Raw genomic sequence first — 17,538 nt, 5'->3', positions numbered from 1 at the left:
CCAGCGCGCCCGTCCTTGGATCAGCGGGGCTGTTCCTCGATCAGCGGGCAGTGGGTCCCCGTGTAGATGGTGGGCATGCAGCGGTTGCAGTGAATGCACTGCGAGCGGGTGGCGGCGTCACGGCCGATACGGTCCAGCAGGTCGGGCTCGCGCAGCAGGGCGCGGGCCATCGCGACGAACTCGAACCCCTCCGCCATGGCACGGTCCATGCCCTGCCGGTCGGTGACACCGCCGAGCAGGATCAACGGCAGCTCCAGCTCGGCGCGGAACCGCCGGGCCGAGTCGAGCAGGTACAGGGGTCGGTAGGGATACGTACGGAACACGCCGCGGCCCACCGCCCGGATCGCAAGCCGCTGAGGGAGCGGGAAGTTGGCCGCGAACTCGGCCACGGGGGCGCCGCCCCGGAACAAGTACATCGGGTTCAGCAGCGAACTGCCCGCGGTCAGTTCGAGTGCGTCGACGCTGCCGTCCGCCTCCAGCCAGCGCGCAACCTGGAGGCTGTCGTCCACGGTGAGCCCGCCCGGCGCACCGTCCTTCATGTTCAGTTTGGCGGTGATGGCTAGCCGGTCGCCCAACGCGTCGCGTACCGCACGCGTGACACCCAGCGCCACGGCGGCGCGGGCGCGCAGCGAGCCGCCGAAGGCATCGGTGCGGCGGTTCAGCCGGGGGCTGAGGAAGGCGCTGGCCAGGTAGTTGTGGCCGAGGTGGATCTCCACGGCGTCGAAGCCGGCCTCGGCCGCCAGCAGGGCGGCCTCGGCGTGGGCCTTGATGACGCGGTCGATGTCCTCGGCGGTGGCCGCCTTGTTGCGGCGCATGCTCAGCGCGTTGAATCCCGCCATCGGGGCGAGGGAGGCCAGACCGTTGGACCGGCCGTCGGCCACCGGGCCCGCGTGGCCCAGCTGGGCGGAGACGGCGGCACCGGTGTCGTGCACCGCCTCGGTCAGCCTGCGCAGCCCCGGCAGCGCCTCGGGCCGCATCCACAGCTGCCGGCGCTCGGTACGGCCCTCCGGCGCCACGGCGCAGTAGGCCACGGTGGTCATGGCGACCCCTCCGGCGGCGGGACGCAGGTGGTAGTCGATGAGCTCCTGGGTGACCAGTGCGTCGGGGGTGGCGCCCTCGAAGGTCGCGGCCTTGATGACCCGGTTACGCAGCCTCAGCGGCCCGAGCCGGGCCGGCGCCAGCACATCCGGGGCGCTGCGGGACGCCTCTCCCGCCGGTTCTTCCGTTGCCGGTCCATCCACCATGGCGCGGAGCATCGCAGAGATCTGACGAATAGTCAGTAGTTTTGCGACGGGGAGCACACCCGGATGCCGCTTCGCCGTACCGGTCGATCCAGATCCTCGGGCCCGCACCGGGGCGGGCCGTCCCGGCCCCGCCGTCGAGGGCGCGCCGGACGGCACGCGGGCGGACCGGGCCCCCGATACGGCTTCGGGCCGACGGCACGAAACCGTCGGCCCGAAGCCACGTACAAGCACCCGCAAGGCGCTGACCTGCGATTACAGCACCGGCAGCAGTGCCTTCAGCTCGAAGGCCGTGACCTCGCTGCGGTACTCCTCCCACTCCTGCTTCTTGTTGCGCAGGAAGAAGTCGAAGACGTGCTCGCCGAGCGTCTCGGCGACCAGTTCGCTCTTCTCCATCAGCGCGATCGCCTCGCCCAGGTTCTGCGGCAGCGGCTCGATGCCCATCGCGCGGCGCTCCGCGTCGGACAGGGCCCAGACGTCGTCGTCGGCGCCGGCCGGGAGTTCGTAGCCCTCCTCGATGCCCTTGAGGCCCGCGGCGAGGAGCACCGCGTACGTCAGGTAGGGGTTGGCGCCGGAGTCGATGGAGCGGACCTCGACGCGGGCCGAGCCGGTCTTGCCGGGCTTGTACATCGGGACGCGGATCAGCGCGGAGCGGTTGTTGTGGCCCCAGCAGATGTACGAGGGGGCCTCGCCGCCGGCGCCCGCGGCGCGGGAGGAGCCGCCCCAGATGCGCTTGTAGGAGTTGACCCACTGGTTGGTCACGGCGGAGATCTCCGCGGCGTGCTTGAGCAGACCGGCGATGAAGGAGCGGCCGACCTTGGAGAGCTGGTACTCGGCGCCGGACTCGTAGAACGCGTTGCGGTCGCCCTCGAAGAGGGAGAGGTGGGTGTGCATGCCCGAGCCGGGGTACTCCGAGAACGGCTTCGGCATGAAGGTCGCCTGCACGCCCTGCTCCAGCGCGACCTGCTTCATGACCAGGCGGAACGTCATGATGTTGTCGGCCGTGGACAGCGCGTCCGCGTACCGCAGGTCGATCTCCTGCTGGCCGGGGGCGCCCTCGTGGTGGCTGAACTCGACCGAGATGCCCATCGATTCGAGCATGGTGATCGCCTGGCGGCGGAAGTCCATGCCGACGTTCTGCGGGGTGTGGTCGAAGTAGCCGGAGCTGTCCGCCGGGGTGGGGCGGGTGCCGTCGACCGGCTTGTTCTTCAGCAGGAAGAACTCGATCTCGGGGTGGGTGTAGAAGGTGAAGCCCAGGTCCGAGGTCTTGGCCAGGATGCGCTTGAGCACGTAGCGCGGGTCGGCGAAGGAGGGCGAGCCGTCGGGCATCAGGATGTCGCAGAACATCCGGGCCGTGCCGGGGGCCTCCGCGCGCCAGGGCAGGATCTGGAACGTGCCCGGGTCCGGCTTGGCGATCATGTCCGACTCGTACACCCGGGCGAAGCCCTCGATGGCCGAGCCGTCGAAGCCGATGCCCTCGTCAAACGCCTGTTCCAGCTCGGCAGGGGCCACGGCCACCGACTTGAGGTAACCGAGCACGTCGGTGAACCACAGCCGTACGAACCGGATGTCGCGCTCCTCAAGTGTCCTGAGGACGAATTCCTGCTGCTTGTCCATAGCCACATCCTTGCAGTTCAGACGGTCCGTGCACCACCGCCCGGGGTAGGGGAGGAAGCCCAGTATCACGACCCCGGATTTCACCCAGATTACGCACCCGACGTGAGATGGAGCACGCGGCCACCCACTACGATCGTCGGCCATGGTGTGTATGGGGCGCGACGGCCTCGCAACTGCCCTGCGCGCACCGGTTCCGGACCCGTTCCCGTCATCTCATCGCCCCTTCGCAGAAGGACCTACGACATGAGCTTCGACCGCAGGACCCGCATAGAGCAGATGCGCAAGGCCGACCGCGCGCGAGACCGCCGCACCCGCGTGCTGGTCATAAGCCTCAGCGCCGTCGTCGTCGCTGGTCTCGTCACCTTCGGCACCTACACGCTGCTCGACAAGTCCGAGGCCTCGGCCGACCAGAAGGCCGCGGACGCCAAGAACGCCGAGCAGTCCGAGGCGGAGAAGAAGGAACTGGCCGAAGGGCCGATCCAGGGCGAGAAGACGTGGGACGCGAAGAAGCTGACCCGCAACCACGTCACCAAGACCGTCTCGTACCCGATGAAGCCGCCGGTCGGCGGGGACCACAGCCCCGTCTGGATGAACTGCGACGGCGACGTATACAAAAAGGCGATTCCCGACATGAACGCCGTGCACGCGCTGGAGCACGGTTCGGTGTGGGTGACGTACACGGACAAGGCCCCGGCCGCCGACGTGGACAAGCTCGCCGAGCGGGTCGGGAAGACCCCGTACTCGCTGATGAGCCCGTACAAGGACCAGGCCGGCGCCATCATGCTGAGCGCCTGGGGCAAGCAGGTCACGGTGGACGGTGCCGATGACCGCCGGGTGGCGCAGTTCTTCGCCAAGTACGTGCAGGGCGCGCAGACACCCGAGCCGGGCGCGGCGTGCACCGGCGGACTGGCGGCTCCGTGACGGTGACCGATCGCGATCGCACCCGGCGCGTCCGGTGGGCGGCGGGTTCCGCCGTCGGGCTCGCGCTGCTGTTCGCGGGGGCGGCGACGGTCGCCTCCGCGCGGGACGACGGGTCCGGGCATCACGCGGCCGCACCCGCCGCGAAGGCCCCGGCATCCGGTTCCGCGGACGCCGGGTTCGCCCGCGACATGGCCGTCCACCACCAGCAGGCCGTTGAGATGTCCTTCATCGTGCGCGACCGCACCCGGGACGAGGACGTGCGCCGTTTCGCGTACGACATCGCCAACACGCAGGCCAACCAGCGAGGCATGCTGCTCGGCTGGCTGGACCTGTGGGAGCTGCCGAAGGCGGCCGCCGGGCAGGAGCCGATGGCCTGGATGGCCGCCGGACAGCACGCGGGCCACGACATGGCCGGGATGCCGGGCATGGGCGGCGGTTACGAGGCCCACGACGGGTCCCTCATGCCCGGCATGGCGACCCGCACCGAGCTCGCACAGCTCCGCAGGGCCAGTGGCAGGCAGGCCGAGATCCTGTACCTCCAGCTGATGACCGACCACCACAAGGGTGGAATCGACATGGCCCGCGGCTGCGCGGACCTGTGCACCGTGAAGGTGGAGAAGCGGCTGGCCCAGGGCATGGTCGAGGGCCAGCAGTCCGAGCTGGAAGCCATGGCAGGGATGCTGACGGAACGAGGTGCCGCGCCCCGGCCCTGACCGCACCACACCACAGCGCAGCGGGCCTGACGCCCGCCCCGGGCCGGTCCGGGCCTGCCCGCCCGCGAGGTTCCCCTCCGCCGCAGATGCACCCGAATGGGTGATAGCGGTCGCGTACTCCGAACGGACCCATGACGATGGGTTCGCTCGGGGTCGTACGGAAGTGCCCGTCGGCACGCAGGAGGAATCCTCATGACCACCGCCAAGGACATCATGCACACCGGCGCCACCTGGATCCCGGCGCACGAGACCCTCGACCGAGCCGCCCAGATGATGCGCGACCACGACGTCGGCGCGCTGCCCATCTCCGAGAACGGCGGTCAGGACCGGATGATCGGCATCCTCACGGACCGCGACATCGTGGTCGGCTGTGTGGCCATGGGCCGTGATCCGTCCAGGACGACCGCCGGTGACCTCGCTCGGGGCACGCCGCGGTGGATCGACGCGGAGGCCGGTGTCGAGGCGGTGCTGGAGGAGATGCAGAACCACCGGATCCGCCGGCTGCCGGTGATCGAGAACAAGAAGCTGATCGGCATGATCAGCGAGGCCGATCTGGCCCAGCACCTCTCCGACGACCAGATCGCCGGCTGGGCGGAGAAGGTCTACTCCAGCGGCTGACCCGTGCGCGGCCCGCGCGGTCGGAACGGCCCGTCCTCCCGCGGCGCGCGGGCTGGCGGGCCATCGCCGTTCATATACCCGGTGGGGGTAGTGTGACGGCATGTCCGGAACGAGGAGTGCGACATACGGGCAGCTGCTGCTGTTCGCCGCGCTGCTCTTCGGGATCTTCACCATGCACACCGTCGGGCACCCGTCGGAACACAGCGGCCCCGGACTCATGACACGGGCCGCCCCGCATGTGACGGCCGGGTCCGCCGCGGCCGTGGCGCCACCCGGATCCGTCATGACGCCCGGACCCGCGGCGGCCGTCCGGCACGAATCCCCCTCACCCCTGCACGGCATGGACCCGATGGCCGTCTGCCTGGCCGTGCCGGCCACCTGGGGCCTCGCCCTGCTCATCGTGCTGTCGTTGGTACGGCGGTACGCCGGCCGGTGGCCGGGACGGGGCCGGGCCCGGTCGCCGAGGACGCCCCGGCCCCCTCCTCCCCCGCCCCGGCCGCGCAATGCCGTCCTCACCGGACTGTCGGTGCTCCGGATATAGGCGCCCCGCGCCCCCGTCCGTCCTCCAGCACACCGACAACATCCTTGAGGTGCACTCAGTCATGCCCGCTCAGCACACCCGACGCGCCGTGCTCGGCGCCTCGCTCGCCCTTGCCGGTACGGGAGTTCTCGCCGCCTGTTCCGGCGGCGACGGAGCCTCCGACCACTCCGCCATGAACCACGGGGCCCCCTCCGGCACGGCGGTCCCGGACGGCTACGTCTCCCCCGACGGCCCGGAGGTCGCCGCGGCCGAGAAGCGGCGGGGCACCGGCCCCGAGCGCAAGGCCGCCCTGACCGCGACCGCGTCCCGGCTCGACCTGGGCGGCGGGCACACCGTCAGCTCATGGGCTTACGGGGACCGGCTCCCCGGGCAGGAGATCCGGGTCACCGCGGGCGACACGCTCGCCCTCACCCTCGCCAACCACCTGCCGCAGGCCACCTCGCTGCACTGGCACGGCCTCGCCCTGCGCAACGACATGGACGGGGTACCCGGGCTGACCCAGCGGGCCATCGGGGCGGGTACGGACTTCACCTACCGGTTCGCGGTGCCCGACCCCGGCACGTACTGGCTCCACCCCCACTCGGGCGTCCAGCTCGACCGCGGGCTGTACGCACCGCTGATCGTGGAGGACCCGAAGGAGCCCCTGTCGTACGACAAGGAGTGGGTCGTCGTCCTGGACGACTGGGTCGACGGAGTGGACGGCTCCACCCCGGACGCGGTGCTCCAGGAACTCACCGGGGGCAGCGGCCACAGCGGACACGCGATGCCGGGGACGCCCGCGGCGGAAGAGGGCGGCGGGCCCTCGCGGATGCTCATGGGCGCCACCAGCAAGCTGCTGGGCGGCGACGCCGGTGACGTCGGCTATCCGTACTACCTGGTCAACGGCCGTGTGCCCGAGGACCCGTCCGCCTTCTCCGCACGGCCCGGCGACCGGATCCGGCTGCGGATCATCAACGCGGGCGGCGACACCGCCTTCCGCGTCGCGCTCGGCGGCCACCGGATGACGGTGACGCACACCGACGGCTTCCCTGTCCGGCACACCCCCGCGGACGCCCTGCTGATCGGCATGGGCGAGCGGTACGACGTGCTGGTCACCGCCGGGGACGGGGTGTTCCCGCTGACCGCGCTGGCCGAGGGCAAGAAGGCCTCCGCGATGGCGCTGCTGCGGACCGGGAGCGGCGCGGCGCCCGGCGCGTCCGTGCGGCCGAAGGAGCTGGACGGCGAGCTGGTGACGGCCGGCCGGCTGGCCCCGGACGCGTCCGTGGCGCTGTCCGGCCGCAAGCCCGACCGGACCGTGCGGATGCGGCTGACGGGTTCCATGGAGGCGTACGACTGGGCCTTCGACGGGAAGCCGTACACCGCCGACCAGCGGCACCCTGTGAGGGCCGGGGAGCGGGTCCGGATGGAGTTCCGGAACGCGACCGCGATGTGGCACCCCATCCATCTGCACGGGCACACCTTCGCGCTGGCCGGCGGCGCGTCCGGGGCCCGCAAGGACACCGCGATCGTGCTCCCCCGGCAGACCCTGACCGTTGACTTCGACGCGGACAACCCGGGCCTGTGGATGCTCCACTGCCACAACCTGTACCACGCGGAGGCGGGCATGATGACGGTCCTCGGCTACCGCCGCTGACCGGCGCCCTGGCGGGCCGCGGCACTTTCCGCACGGCCCGCCAGGACATTGCGTCAGTCAGACGATTACACTGGGCGGCGTGCCTCAACTACGCCTCGCACTGAATCAGATCGACTCGACCGTCGGCGATCTCGCCGGGAACGCCGAGTCGATCCTCCACTGGACCCGGCACTCCGCCGAACAGGGCGCCCACCTGGTGGCGTTCCCCGAGATGGTGCTGACCGGTTACCCCGTCGAGGACCTGGCCCTGCGGTCGTCCTTCGTCGAAGCGTCGCGGGGCGCGCTGCGCGCGCTCGCCGCCCGCCTGGACGCGGAGGGCTTCGGGGAACTCCCGGTCGTCGTCGGCTACCTCGACCGTTCCGAGTCCGCCGCGCCCCGCTACGGCCAGCCCGCCGGGTCCCCCCGGAACGCCGCCGCGGTGCTGCACCGCGGGCAGATCGCGCTGAACTTCGCCAAGCACCACCTGCCCAACTACGGGGTCTTCGACGAGTTCCGGTACTTCGTGCCGGGCGACTCGATGCCCGTCGTGCGGGTGCACGGCGTCGATGTGGCGCTCGCGATCTGCGAGGACCTCTGGCAGGACGGGGGCCGGGTGCCGGCCGCACGCGCCGCCGGAGCGGGGCTGCTGCTGTCGATCAACGCCTCTCCCTACGAGCGGGACAAGGACGACACCCGCCTCGAACTGGTCCGCAAGCGGGCGCAGGAGGCCGGCTGCACCACCGCGTACCTCGCGATGATCGGCGGCCAGGACGAGCTGGTCTTCGACGGCGACTCGATCGTCGTCGACAAGGACGGCGAAGTGATCGCCCGCGCCCCGCAGTTCGCCGAGGGCAGCGTGATCCTGGACCTCGACCTGCCGGCCGCCTCCGTCGATGCGCCGTCCGGCGTGGTGAACGACGGGCTGCGGATCGACCGTGTGGTCCTCTCCGAGGAGCCGCTGCCGGCGTACGAGGCGGAGCTGGCCGGAGGGTACGCCGACCGGCTCGACGACGACGAGGAGCTGTACTCGGCGCTCGTCGTGGGCCTGCGGGCGTACGCGGCGAAGAACGGCTTCAGCAGTGTGCTGATCGGGCTCTCCGGCGGGATCGACTCCGCGCTGGTCGCGGCGATCGCCTGCGACGCGCTGGGTGCACAGCACGTGTACGGCATCTCGATGCCGTCGAAGTACTCCTCGGACCACTCCAAGGGCGACGCGGCCGAGCTGGCGCGGCGTACCGGGCTGAACTTCCGGACCGTACCGATCGAGCCGATGTTCGACGCGTACATGGGGTCGCTGGGGCTCACCGGCCTCGCCGAGGAGAACCTGCAGTCGCGGCTGCGCGGCACGATGCTGATGGCCGTCTCCAACCAGGAGGGCCAGATCGTCCTGGCACCGGGCAACAAGTCGGAGCTGGCGGTCGGCTACTCGACGCTGTACGGCGACTCCGTCGGTGCCTACGGGCCGATCAAGGACGTCTACAAGACGGCGATCTTCCGGCTGGCGAAGTGGCGCAACCGGGCCGCCGAGGAGCGCGGGCAGACGCCGCCGATCCCGGAGGCCTCCATCACCAAGCCGCCCAGCGCGGAGCTGCGGCCCGGTCAGGTCGACACGGACTCGCTGCCCGACTACGACGTGCTGGACCGGATCCTGGAGATGTACGTCGACCGCGACCAGGGGCTCGACGCGATCGTCGCGGCCGGGTTCGACGCGGCGCTGGTGGCGAAGACGCTGCGGATGGTGGACACGGCGGAGTACAAGCGGCGCCAGTACCCGCCGGGCACGAAGATCTCGCCCAAGGGCTTCGGCAAGGACCGGCGGCTGCCGATCACGAACCGGTGGCGCGAGTCCGGCTGACGCCGGGGGGTGGGGGTGCGCTGCGCGCCCGTCCGGCTCCGAGGGGTGTCCCCAATCGCCGGACGGGTCCGGTCCCGGCCCGGCCCGTCCGGCCGGGGTCCTGCCCTCAGTCGCCGGACGGGCTCGCGGTGACCGGGCTCCGCTCGGCCACCGCCGCCCGGGCGACGACCCTCGACGGGGTCCTGTCGCGGTCGAGGAAGCCCGCCGTGACCGCCACCGCGAGTCCCGCGACTGTCAGTGCCGCGCCGACCAGGGCCGGGGAGGTCCAGCCCCAGCCCGCCGCGATGGCCATGCCGCCCAGCCACGCGCCGCCCGCGTTGGCCAGGTTGAACGCGGAGTGGTTGGAGGCGGACGCCAGGGTCGGGGCGTCCTTGGCCTTGTTCATGACGAGCATCTGCAACGGCGTGGTCGTCATGAAGCCGACCCCGCCCAGCAGCACGACCATCACCAGCGCGGCCCACTGCACATGGGCGGCGAACGGGAAGACGACCAGCACGACGGCGAGCGCGCCCAGTGAGCCGTACAGCGTCGGGCGCAGCGCCCGGTCCGTGAGCGGTCCCGCGGCGAGTGCGCCCAGGGTCATGCCGATGCCGAAGAGCGCCAGCACCAGCGTCACGGAGGACTCGCCGAAGCCCATCGCCTCGGTCGTCATCGCCGAGAGGTAGGAGTACACGGCGAAGACCCCGGCGAAGCCGAAGACGGCGGTGAGGAGTCCGAGCAGGACCTGGCGGTTGCCCAGGGCCCTCAGCTCGTGGCGGACGTGTCGCTGTGCCTCGGCCGGGATCTGCGGGACGAGGCGGGCGAGCGCGGCCATCGCGCAGAGCCCGATGACCGCGACCACGAGGAAAGTGGCCCGCCAGCCGAGGTGCTGGCCGAGCAGCGTGGCGGCGGGGACGCCGACGACGTTGGCGATGGTCAGGCCGAGGAACATCGTCGCCACGGCCCGCGCCTGGCGTCCCTCGGCGACGAGCCGGGTGGCGACGACCGCGCCGACTCCGAAGAAGGCTCCGTGCGGAAGTCCGGCCAGCAGCCGTCCGGCGAGCAGCCAGCCGAAGCCGGGGGCGAGCGCGGAGGCGAGGTTGCCGACGGTGAAGAGCCCCATCAGCAGGAGGAGCATCCGTTTGCGCGGGATGCGTGAGCCGACGGCGGTGAGCAGCGGGGCGCCGAGCACCACGCCGATCGCGTACGCCGACACGAGGTAGCCCGCGGTGGGGACGGAGGTGCCCAGATCGTCCGCGACGTCGGGCAGCAGGCCCATCATCACGAATTCCGTAGTACCGATGCCGAAGGCGCTCACAGCGAGTGCGAGCAGAGCCAGAGGCATGAAGAGAGACCTTTCCGAAGTGGGCCCCGTGCGCTCCGGCAGGCCCGGTGGGCCTGCCGGAGCGGGAAGGCAGGAGGAGACGCGGCCGTACGTGCGCCGGCGCGGCCGGCCTGGGGCCGGATCGCACGGTGCCGGACCGGCTTCCTCGCCGGCGGCCTTGTTCCCGATCGGAACAAATCCTCTCAGACGATTTATGCCTGGAGGTAAACGGACCGTTGCGTCACAGTTTGACGCGGGCGGCGATCGGAAGATGGTCGCTGTCCGTGGCCGGGAGCGTCCACGACGACATCGGCTCGACACCCTTCACCATGATCTGGTCGATCCGGGCCATCGGGAACGACGCGGGCCAGCTGAATCCGAAGCCGTCACCCGCCGCGCCCTGGGTGGAGCGCATCTGGGCGGTGACCGCGTTGAGCGAGCGGTCGTTCATGGTCCCGTTGAGGTCGCCGAGCAGGGCGATCCGTTCCAGCGGTTCGTGGGAGATGGCCTTGCCCAGCGCGTCCGCGCTCTGGTCCCGCTGGCTGGCGGTGAATCCGGCGTGCAGCTTGACCCGCACCGAGGGCAGGTGCGCGACGTAGACGGCGATCGGGCCCTCGGGCGTGGTGACGGTGGTCCGCATGGCGCGGACCCAGCCCATCTTGATGTCCACCGGGCGGGTGTCGCTGAGGGGGTACTTGCTCCACAGGCCGACGGTCCCCTGCACCGAGTGGTACGGGAAGCGGCCGGCGAGCGCCGACTCGTAGGCCGTGACCTTGCCGCTGGGGAGTTCCTGCAGGGCGAGGACGTCGGCGCCCGAGCCTGCGACCTGCTGGGCGGTGCCGGCGGGGTCGGGGTTGTCCGCGTTGACGTTGTGGGTGGCGATGGTGAGGTCGCCGCCGGCGCCCGACTTGTCGGTGAGCAGCCCGCCGAAGACGTTGAACCAGACCAGGACCGGCAGCAGCAGGGCGATCAGCGCGGTCGCCGAGCGGCGCACCAGGCCCAGGACCAGCAGCAGCGGGACGAAGACGGCGCACCACGGCAGGAACGTCTCGGTGAGGCTGCCCAGGTTGCCGATGGTGTTGGGGATCTGGGCGTGCAGGAGCATCACGAGGGCCAGCAGAACCGAGCAGCCGGCCAGGACGATCCCGCGCCGCCAGATGCCGGGGTCCCGGGTCAGTCTTTCGCGCAGGTCCCGGAAGCGGGATCCGGTGCGCTGCGGTCCTGCGTCGCCGTTACCGGTGTCCGCCCTGTACGCCTGCACCATTGCGCTGTCCTCACTGCCTTGCCGTACACATCGCCGCGCCCCACGACCCTAGGCGATGCGCGATGCCTTTCCGGCCGTCGGCGACGGCCGTACTGCCCTGAGGACGATCCGAACGATACGACGGGTTCCGGTCGCAGGGGGTCCGCGGCGCCTTGTGACAGAACGATCACACTCGCCCGGGATCCGGGCGAGTCAGCCCTGGCCTGCGTTTTCACCGGGCCCGGCGGCGGCGGACCTCGGCCCGAGGCCCTCGAGGAGCAGGCCGATGATGCGGTCGGCGAGGTCCTCGGGCAACGGCGCTTCGGGCCGGTGAATGGTGCGTACGAGCATGGGGCCGAGGAACAGGTCGTCCATCAGCTCGACGTCCGTGTCGCCCCGCAGCTCACCCGCCTCGACCGCACGGCCGACGGCGGCGAGCATCGCGACGCGGCGGGGTGCGATGACGGTGCGCTGGTACTCGGTCCACAGCTTGGGATGGCTCTTCATCTGTGCGAAGACGTTGTGCAGCAGCACCGAGGAGCGCTGGGCGAGTCCGCGGGTGCGCATGGACTCCAGCAGGACGCGCAGGTCGTCGAGGCCGCCGGTACCGGAGACGTCGGGTTCCGGCGGCTCGATCTCGCGGAGGACGTCGACGAAGAGTTCCTCCTTGCCGGCCCAGCGCCGGTAGATGGTGGCCTTGCCGACCCCGGCGGTGCGGGCGATCCGCTCGATGGACAGTCCGGCGAGGGGCTCGCCCGCCTCCAGGAGCCCGACGACGGCGTCCAGGATGGACCGCTCGGCCGCCGCGCTGCGCGGGCGCCCGCGCCGTGGCTCCTGATCGTCTCCGGGGCGGGGCTCCGGGTCCCGGCCGTCGTGGACCCGCCGGTCCGCTTCCCGGCCGTCGGGGGCCTGCCGGTCCCGCTCCTCGGAGGGCCGGTCGTCCCGGTCCCGCTCCTCGGGGAGCCGGTCGTCCCGGTCCGGTGCCTGAGCCTGCACGTGAAACCACCTTTCGCCGCCCCTGATTCTCCCCGACACGGGCGGCGCCCGGCCGCATCGGCGCCTGCCGTCCGGGCCTGACCGGGCCCGGCCCGTCCGGCCCGTCCGGCCCGGTCAGGACGAAGGCCCCGGGCCGTGCGTTGCCGCCGGCCTCACCGTCCGGCGGGCGCGGGCACCGCCTCCTCGTCCTTCGCGGCCTCCTGCCCGGCGGGAGCCCTGCCCGGCAGGAACAGGGCGACCACGACCGTTCCGACCAGGGCGACGCCCGCCGACCCGATGGCCGTGACGTGCATGGCGCTCATGAAGGCGTCGTGCGCGGCGGCGACCAGCGGGGTGCCCGCCGGGCCCATCTTCTCCGCGACGCCGAGCGTCGCCTCGATCGACTCGCCCGCCACGTCCCTGGCCGCGGCCGGGACCGCGTCGAGGTGTCCCTCGATGTCGCCGCGGTAGACGGCGGACAGCACCGACCCGAGGACGGCGATCCCGAGGGCGCCGCCGACCTGCCGGAACGTGTTGTTGACGGCCGAGCCCGAGCCGGCCTTCTCGCGGGGCAGCGCCTGCATCACGGCGACGGTGACCGGCGGCATCACATGGGCCATGCCGGTGCCCTGGACGAAGAAGACCACGCACATCACCCAGACGGGGGTGGTGGCGTCGAACAGGGCGAACGCCGCGAGGCCGACGGCGACCAGCAGCATGCCGGCGGTGCACACGGCGCGGGCGCCGAACCGGTCGACCACAAGCCGGGCCCGCGGGGCGAAGACCATCTGCGCGACGGCCAGCGGCAGGATCAGCAGCCCGGACTGCAGGGCGCTCCAGCCGCGCACGCTCTGCATGTAGAAGGCGGAGAAGAACGTCACACCCATCAGCGCGAAGAAGACCAGCGCGATGGCGGCGACGGCCGCGGAGAAGGCCGGCTTCCTGAAGTACGACACGTCGATGGCCGGGCTGCTGCTGCGCTTCTCGTGAAGGACGAACACGACCAGGACGGCCAGGCCGCCGATGACCGGCAGCAGCACGGAGACGTCGGTGAAGTCGGCGAGTTCGCCGCCGCGGATGATGCCGTAGACCAGCAGCACCAGGCCGATGATGGAGAGCACCACACCGATCGGGTCGAGCCGTCCCGGCTTCGGGTCCCTGGAGTCCGGTACGAGCACCACCATGGCGATCAGCGCGAGAATCACGACGGGCACGTTGACCAGGAAGATCGAGCCCCACCAGAAGTGTTCGAGGAGCAGTCCGCCGGTGATCGGGCCGATCGCGATGCCGAGGCCGACGCTGCCGGCCCAGATGCCGATGGCCTTGGGCTGCTCGTCACGCTCGAAGACGTTCATCAGGACGGCGAGCGTGGCCGGCATGACGAAGGCGGCGCCGAAGCCCATCACGGCACGCCAGGTGATCAGTTCGGCAGGCGATCCGGACATGGCGGCGAAGGCGGAACCGGCGCCGAACAGCACGATGCCGAAGAGCAGGACCTTCTTGCGCCCGACGCGGTCGCCGAGCAGGCCCGCGGTGAAGAGAAGCCCGGCGAAGACGAGCGTGTAGGAGTTGATGGCCCACTCCAGCTCGCTCTGGGTGGCTCCCAGACCGGTGGGCGAGGGGGACGCGATCGTCTTGACGGCGACGTTCAGGATCGAGTTGTCCAGCACCACGATGAGCAGGCTGAACATCAGGACGGCGAGGATCGCCCAGCGGCGGCGGTGGACCGCCTCGGGAACCTGGGGCACGGCGACAGGAGCGCCGGACGGTATGGACATGATGAGAAGCGTAACGGCATTTCGATACGAGACCGTCTCGTATTGGAAAGTCTTTACCGGACCGCCCGTGGCACCGGATGCCACCCCTTGTGGCGGGCCCACTTCACGGGAACGGCTTCGGGATGCCACCATGGAAGAGATCCGGGGACGCCGTCAGGGCGCCTCGAGATGACGAAGGAGCCGTTGGCAATGTCGCTTCAGGCTGCGCACAACCAGTCCGCCACACCCCCCGCGGGAGCCCCGTCCGACAGCAGCAAGGCGCTGTACGGAGGAAAGAGCAACCGCCGCGTCACCATCCACGACATCGCCGCCGCCACCGAGCGCGGCGAGAAGTGGCCCATGCTCACCGCCTACGACGCGATGACCGCGTCCGTCTTCGACGAGGCCGGCATCCCGGTCATGCTCGTGGGTGACTCCATGGGCAACTGTCACCTCGGCTACGAGACCACCGTGCCCGTCACGATGGACGAGATCGCCATCCTGTCCGCCGCCGTCGTCCGGGGCACCAAGCGCGCCCTGATCGTCGCCGACCTGCCCTTCGGGGCCTACCAGGAGAGCCCGGTCCAGGCCCTGCGCAACGCCACCCGGCTGATCAAGGAGTCCGGGGTCGGCGCGGTCAAGCTGGAGGGCGGCGAGCGCAGCCACGAGCAGATCAGGCTCCTGGTCGACGCCGGCATCCCGGTCATGGCCCACATCGGCCTGACACCGCAGTCCGTCAACGCGATGGGCTACCGCGTACAGGGCCGCGGAGAGGAGGCCGCCCAGCAGATGCTGCGCGACGCCAAGGCCGTACAGGACGCGGGCGCATTCGCCGTTGTCCTGGAGCTCGTCCCGGCCGAACTGGCCGCCGAGGTCACCCGCACCCTGCACATCCCCACGGTGGGCATCGGGGCCGGCCCCGACACCGACGCCCAGGTGCTGGTCTACACCGACATGGTCGGCCTGACCGGCGGCAAGGTACCGCGCTTCACCAAGCAGTACGCCGACCTGCGCCAGATCCTCGGCGACGCCGCGAAGGCGTACGCGGACGAGGTCGTGGGCGGCACCTTCCCGGCGCCGGAGCACACCTTCCACTAGGGGCCCGCACGGCCCCGATCCGCCCTGGGAGCCGTCCGGCCCCAGGGACCCACCGACCACTGCCGCACCACCGACAGCCCGCCGACTTCCCCCATCGGCGGGCTGTCGTCATGCTGTCGGCGGCCTGTCGGCGCGCTGTCGGTGGCGGCTGGTCTGATGGTGGACATGACGCGAATCGACAAGAACCCCAGGAACGGCAAGAACGCCGTCGAGGTACGGGGGCTGGTCAAGCACTACGGCTCGACCAAGGCTCTGGACGGTGTGGACCTCGATGTGCGCGAGGGCACCGTCCTCGGCGTGCTCGGCCCCAACGGCGCCGGCAAGACCACTCTCGTACGAGTCCTGTCCACCCTGATCCAGCCCGACGCCGGACACGCGGTCGTGGCGGGCTTCGACGTGGTGAAGCAGCCCCGCGCGCTGCGCCGCACCATCGGCCTGACCGGGCAGTACGCCTCGGTCGACGAGAAGCTCTCCGGCTGGGAGAACCTCTACATGATCGGGCGGCTGCTCGACCTGCCGCGCAAGAAGGCCCGCTCGCGCGCCGACGAGCTGCTGGAGCGCTTCTCGCTCACCGACGCCGCGAAGAAGGCCGCGATGGAGTACTCCGGCGGAATGCGCCGTCGGCTGGACCTCGCCGCCTCCATGATCGGCAGCCCGGCCGTGCTCTACCTGGACGAGCCGACGACGGGGCTCGACCCCCGTACCCGTAACGAGGTCTGGGACGAGGTGCAGCGGATGGTCGCGGAGGGGGCGACCGTGCTGCTCACCACCCAGTACATGGAAGAGGCCGAACAGCTCGCCAACGAGCTCACCGTCATCGACAAGGGCAGGATCATCGCCCGCGGCGGTGTCGACGAGCTGAAGGCCAAGGTCGGCGGCCGCACCCTGCAGATCCGCCCCTCCGACCCGGCCGAACTGGCCGCGATGGCGCAGGCGCTGCGGGAGGCCGGTCTCGACGGGATCGCAGGCGCCCAGGCCGTCCCGGACGAGGGACTGCTGTACGTACCGATCCTCAGCGACGAGCAGCTCACCGCCGTCATCGGCCTGCTCGGCGTCCGGGGCTTCTCGCTGGCGCACGTCGCCACCGCGCTGCCCAGCCTCGACGAGGTGTTCCTCGCCGTCACCGGCGGCAAGGCCACCGTCACCGACACGATCCCCCAGGAGGTCGCGGCATGAGCACGACGACTCTGACGCCCACCCCCACCGACGCGGCCGTGGCCGCCCCGGCCACGAAGGTCCACGACGAGGGCCGGATCGGGCTGCGGAACAACGTGCGCCACATCGGGGCGCTGGTGCGGCGCAATCTGCTCCAGATCAAGAAGGATCCGGAGTCGATGTTCGACGCACTCCTGATGCCGGTCATCTTCGTGCTGCTGTTCGTGTACGTCTTCGGAGGTTCCGTCGGCGGCAGCATGGGCGGCGGGCGGCAGGAGTACCTGAACTACCTGATCCCCGGCCTGATGGCGATGATGGGCATGAACATCGCCATGGCCGTCGGCAGCGGTGTCAACGACGACTTCCGCAAGGGGGTCATGGACCGGTTCCGCACCATGCCGATCGCCCGCTCCTCGGTGCTCATCGCCAAGATCGTGGTCGAGCTCGCCCGGATGATGGTCGCCACGCTGATCCTGCTGGGCATGGGCTTCGCGCTCGGCATGGAGCTCCACGGGTCCGTGCTGGGGCTGATCGGGGCGATCGTCCTGGCGGCCGCGTTCGGCGCCGCCATCATGTGGATCTTCATCCTGCTCGGACTGTCCATGAAGACGGCTCAGGCCGTCCAGGGAATGGGGATGATCGTGATGATGCCGCTCCAGTTCGGCTCCTCCATCTTCGCTCCGCCCACGACGATGCCCGGCTGGCTCCAGACGTTCACCGACTACAACCCGCTGTCCAACCTGGCCGACGCGGCCCGCGCCCTGATGATGGGCACCCCGGTCGGCAACTCGGTCTGGCTGACGCTCGGCTGGACCGTGGTCATCACCGCGGCGATGGCCCCGCTCGCGGTGTCCAAGTTCCGCAAGAAGTCCTGACCGAAGGAGTTCGG

15 protein-coding genes are annotated in these 17,538 nt (G+C 71.0%); 9 read left to right on the top strand and 6 right to left on the bottom strand.

Annotation, left to right across the window (positions count from 1 at the left end; all coding sequences use genetic code 11):
- Positions 1 to 20: 20 nt before the first annotated feature.
- The gene (locus ABT025_RS15205; protein ID WP_350993986.1) at positions 21 to 1,244 is read right to left on the bottom strand and encodes an NADH:flavin oxidoreductase; all 1,224 of its coding nucleotides are present in this window, start codon (positions 1,242 to 1,244) and stop codon (positions 21 to 23) included.
- Positions 1,245 to 1,496: 252 nt separating this feature from the next.
- Positions 1,497 to 2,858 (bottom strand): gamma-glutamylpolyamine synthetase GlnA2, encoded by a 1,362-nt coding sequence (glnA2, locus tag ABT025_RS15200; protein WP_136324925.1) that lies wholly within the window; start codon positions 2,856 to 2,858, stop codon positions 1,497 to 1,499.
- Positions 2,859 to 3,101: 243 nt separating this feature from the next.
- Here glnA2 and ABT025_RS15195 point away from each other — a divergent pair, with 243 nt between their 5' ends.
- The 6 genes from ABT025_RS15195 (at position 3,102) to ABT025_RS15170 (ending at position 9,118) form a co-directional block, all read left to right on the top strand.
- Entirely contained in the window at positions 3,102 to 3,779 is a 678-nt protein-coding gene (locus ABT025_RS15195) for a thioredoxin-like domain-containing protein (RefSeq protein ID WP_350993983.1), read from the top strand.
- 2 nt (positions 3,780 to 3,781) lie between these two features.
- Positions 3,782 to 4,492 (top strand): DUF305 domain-containing protein, encoded by a 711-nt coding sequence (locus ABT025_RS15190; protein WP_350993981.1) that lies wholly within the window; start codon positions 3,782 to 3,784, stop codon positions 4,490 to 4,492.
- 192 nt (positions 4,493 to 4,684) lie between these two features.
- Positions 4,685 to 5,110 (top strand): CBS domain-containing protein, encoded by a 426-nt coding sequence (locus tag ABT025_RS15185; RefSeq protein ID WP_350993979.1) that lies wholly within the window; start codon positions 4,685 to 4,687, stop codon positions 5,108 to 5,110.
- 100 nt (positions 5,111 to 5,210) lie between these two features.
- Entirely contained in the window at positions 5,211 to 5,651 is a 441-nt protein-coding gene (locus ABT025_RS15180) for a hypothetical protein (protein WP_350993977.1), read from the top strand.
- Positions 5,652 to 5,712: 61 nt separating this feature from the next.
- Complete coding sequence (locus ABT025_RS15175) at positions 5,713 to 7,284, top strand: multicopper oxidase family protein (RefSeq protein ID WP_350993975.1); 1,572 nt, start codon at positions 5,713 to 5,715, stop codon at positions 7,282 to 7,284.
- A 79-nt stretch (positions 7,285 to 7,363) separates the two neighbouring features.
- Positions 7,364 to 9,118: an NAD+ synthase gene (locus ABT025_RS15170; protein ID WP_350993973.1), complete on the top strand. Its 1,755-nt coding sequence runs from the start codon at positions 7,364 to 7,366 to the stop codon at positions 9,116 to 9,118.
- A 106-nt stretch (positions 9,119 to 9,224) separates the two neighbouring features.
- On the opposite strand, the gene ABT025_RS15165 is transcribed toward ABT025_RS15170, so the two are convergent.
- The 4 genes from ABT025_RS15165 to ABT025_RS15150 all read right to left on the bottom strand — a co-directional run bounded on the left by ABT025_RS15165 (position 9,225) and on the right by ABT025_RS15150 (position 14,417).
- On the bottom strand, positions 9,225 to 10,442 hold the full coding sequence (locus tag ABT025_RS15165) for an MFS transporter (RefSeq protein ID WP_350993971.1): 1,218 nt from the start codon (positions 10,440 to 10,442) through the stop codon (positions 9,225 to 9,227).
- A gap of 220 nt (positions 10,443 to 10,662) precedes the next feature.
- The gene (locus ABT025_RS15160; protein ID WP_350993969.1) at positions 10,663 to 11,685 is read right to left on the bottom strand and encodes an endonuclease/exonuclease/phosphatase family protein; all 1,023 of its coding nucleotides are present in this window, start codon (positions 11,683 to 11,685) and stop codon (positions 10,663 to 10,665) included.
- A gap of 192 nt (positions 11,686 to 11,877) precedes the next feature.
- Entirely contained in the window at positions 11,878 to 12,660 is a 783-nt protein-coding gene (locus tag ABT025_RS15155) for a TetR/AcrR family transcriptional regulator (RefSeq protein WP_350993967.1), read from the bottom strand.
- A gap of 152 nt (positions 12,661 to 12,812) precedes the next feature.
- The gene (locus ABT025_RS15150) at positions 12,813 to 14,417 is read right to left on the bottom strand and encodes an MFS transporter (RefSeq protein ID WP_350993965.1); all 1,605 of its coding nucleotides are present in this window, start codon (positions 14,415 to 14,417) and stop codon (positions 12,813 to 12,815) included.
- Between the two features lie 189 nt (positions 14,418 to 14,606).
- On the opposite strand from ABT025_RS15150, the gene panB reads away from it, so the two are divergent.
- The 3 genes from panB to ABT025_RS15135 all read left to right on the top strand — a co-directional run bounded on the left by panB (position 14,607) and on the right by ABT025_RS15135 (position 17,524).
- Positions 14,607 to 15,494, top strand: a complete 888-nt coding sequence (panB, locus tag ABT025_RS15145) for a 3-methyl-2-oxobutanoate hydroxymethyltransferase (protein WP_350993963.1) — start codon at positions 14,607 to 14,609, stop codon at positions 15,492 to 15,494.
- A 156-nt stretch (positions 15,495 to 15,650) separates the two neighbouring features.
- A complete protein-coding gene (locus ABT025_RS15140) occupies positions 15,651 to 16,670 on the top strand; it encodes an ATP-binding cassette domain-containing protein (protein ID WP_350993961.1) in 1,020 nt (339 codons plus the stop codon).
- On the top strand, positions 16,667 to 17,524 hold the full coding sequence (locus tag ABT025_RS15135; RefSeq protein ID WP_350993959.1) for an ABC transporter permease: 858 nt from the start codon (positions 16,667 to 16,669) through the stop codon (positions 17,522 to 17,524). Before ABT025_RS15140 ends, ABT025_RS15135 begins: the two co-directional genes overlap by 4 nt.
- The last annotated feature ends 14 nt before the right edge of the window (positions 17,525 to 17,538 follow it).

The organism is Streptomyces sp. NPDC002809 (assembly GCF_040295435.1).
Taxonomy (GTDB): domain Bacteria; phylum Actinomycetota; class Actinomycetes; order Streptomycetales; family Streptomycetaceae; genus Streptomyces.
Note: the sequence above shows the minus strand (reverse complement) of the source record. Positions and strands in the feature narration are given on the sequence as shown.

Excerpts from the sequence above, each read along its gene's own strand:
- ABT025_RS15165 (WP_350993971.1), bottom strand. The coding sequence starts at position 10,442 with ATGCCTCTGGCTCTGCTCGCACTCGCTGTGAGCGCCTTCGGCATCGGT.
- glnA2 (WP_136324925.1), bottom strand. The coding sequence starts at position 2,858 with ATGGACAAGCAGCAGGAATTCGTCCTCAGGACACTTGAGGAGCGCGAC.
- ABT025_RS15175 (WP_350993975.1), top strand. The coding sequence starts at position 5,713 with ATGCCCGCTCAGCACACCCGACGCGCCGTGCTCGGCGCCTCGCTCGCC.
- ABT025_RS15150 (WP_350993965.1), bottom strand. The coding sequence starts at position 14,417 with ATGTCCATACCGTCCGGCGCTCCTGTCGCCGTGCCCCAGGTTCCCGAG.
- ABT025_RS15180 (WP_350993977.1), top strand. The coding sequence starts at position 5,211 with ATGTCCGGAACGAGGAGTGCGACATACGGGCAGCTGCTGCTGTTCGCC.
- ABT025_RS15185 (WP_350993979.1), top strand. The coding sequence starts at position 4,685 with ATGACCACCGCCAAGGACATCATGCACACCGGCGCCACCTGGATCCCG.
- ABT025_RS15160 (WP_350993969.1), bottom strand. The coding sequence starts at position 11,685 with ATGGTGCAGGCGTACAGGGCGGACACCGGTAACGGCGACGCAGGACCG.
- ABT025_RS15140 (WP_350993961.1), top strand. The coding sequence starts at position 15,651 with ATGGTGGACATGACGCGAATCGACAAGAACCCCAGGAACGGCAAGAAC.
- ABT025_RS15135 (WP_350993959.1), top strand. The coding sequence starts at position 16,667 with ATGAGCACGACGACTCTGACGCCCACCCCCACCGACGCGGCCGTGGCC.
- ABT025_RS15205 (WP_350993986.1), bottom strand. The coding sequence starts at position 1,244 with ATGGTGGATGGACCGGCAACGGAAGAACCGGCGGGAGAGGCGTCCCGC.
- ABT025_RS15195 (WP_350993983.1), top strand. The coding sequence starts at position 3,102 with ATGAGCTTCGACCGCAGGACCCGCATAGAGCAGATGCGCAAGGCCGAC.
- panB (WP_350993963.1), top strand. The coding sequence starts at position 14,607 with ATGTCGCTTCAGGCTGCGCACAACCAGTCCGCCACACCCCCCGCGGGA.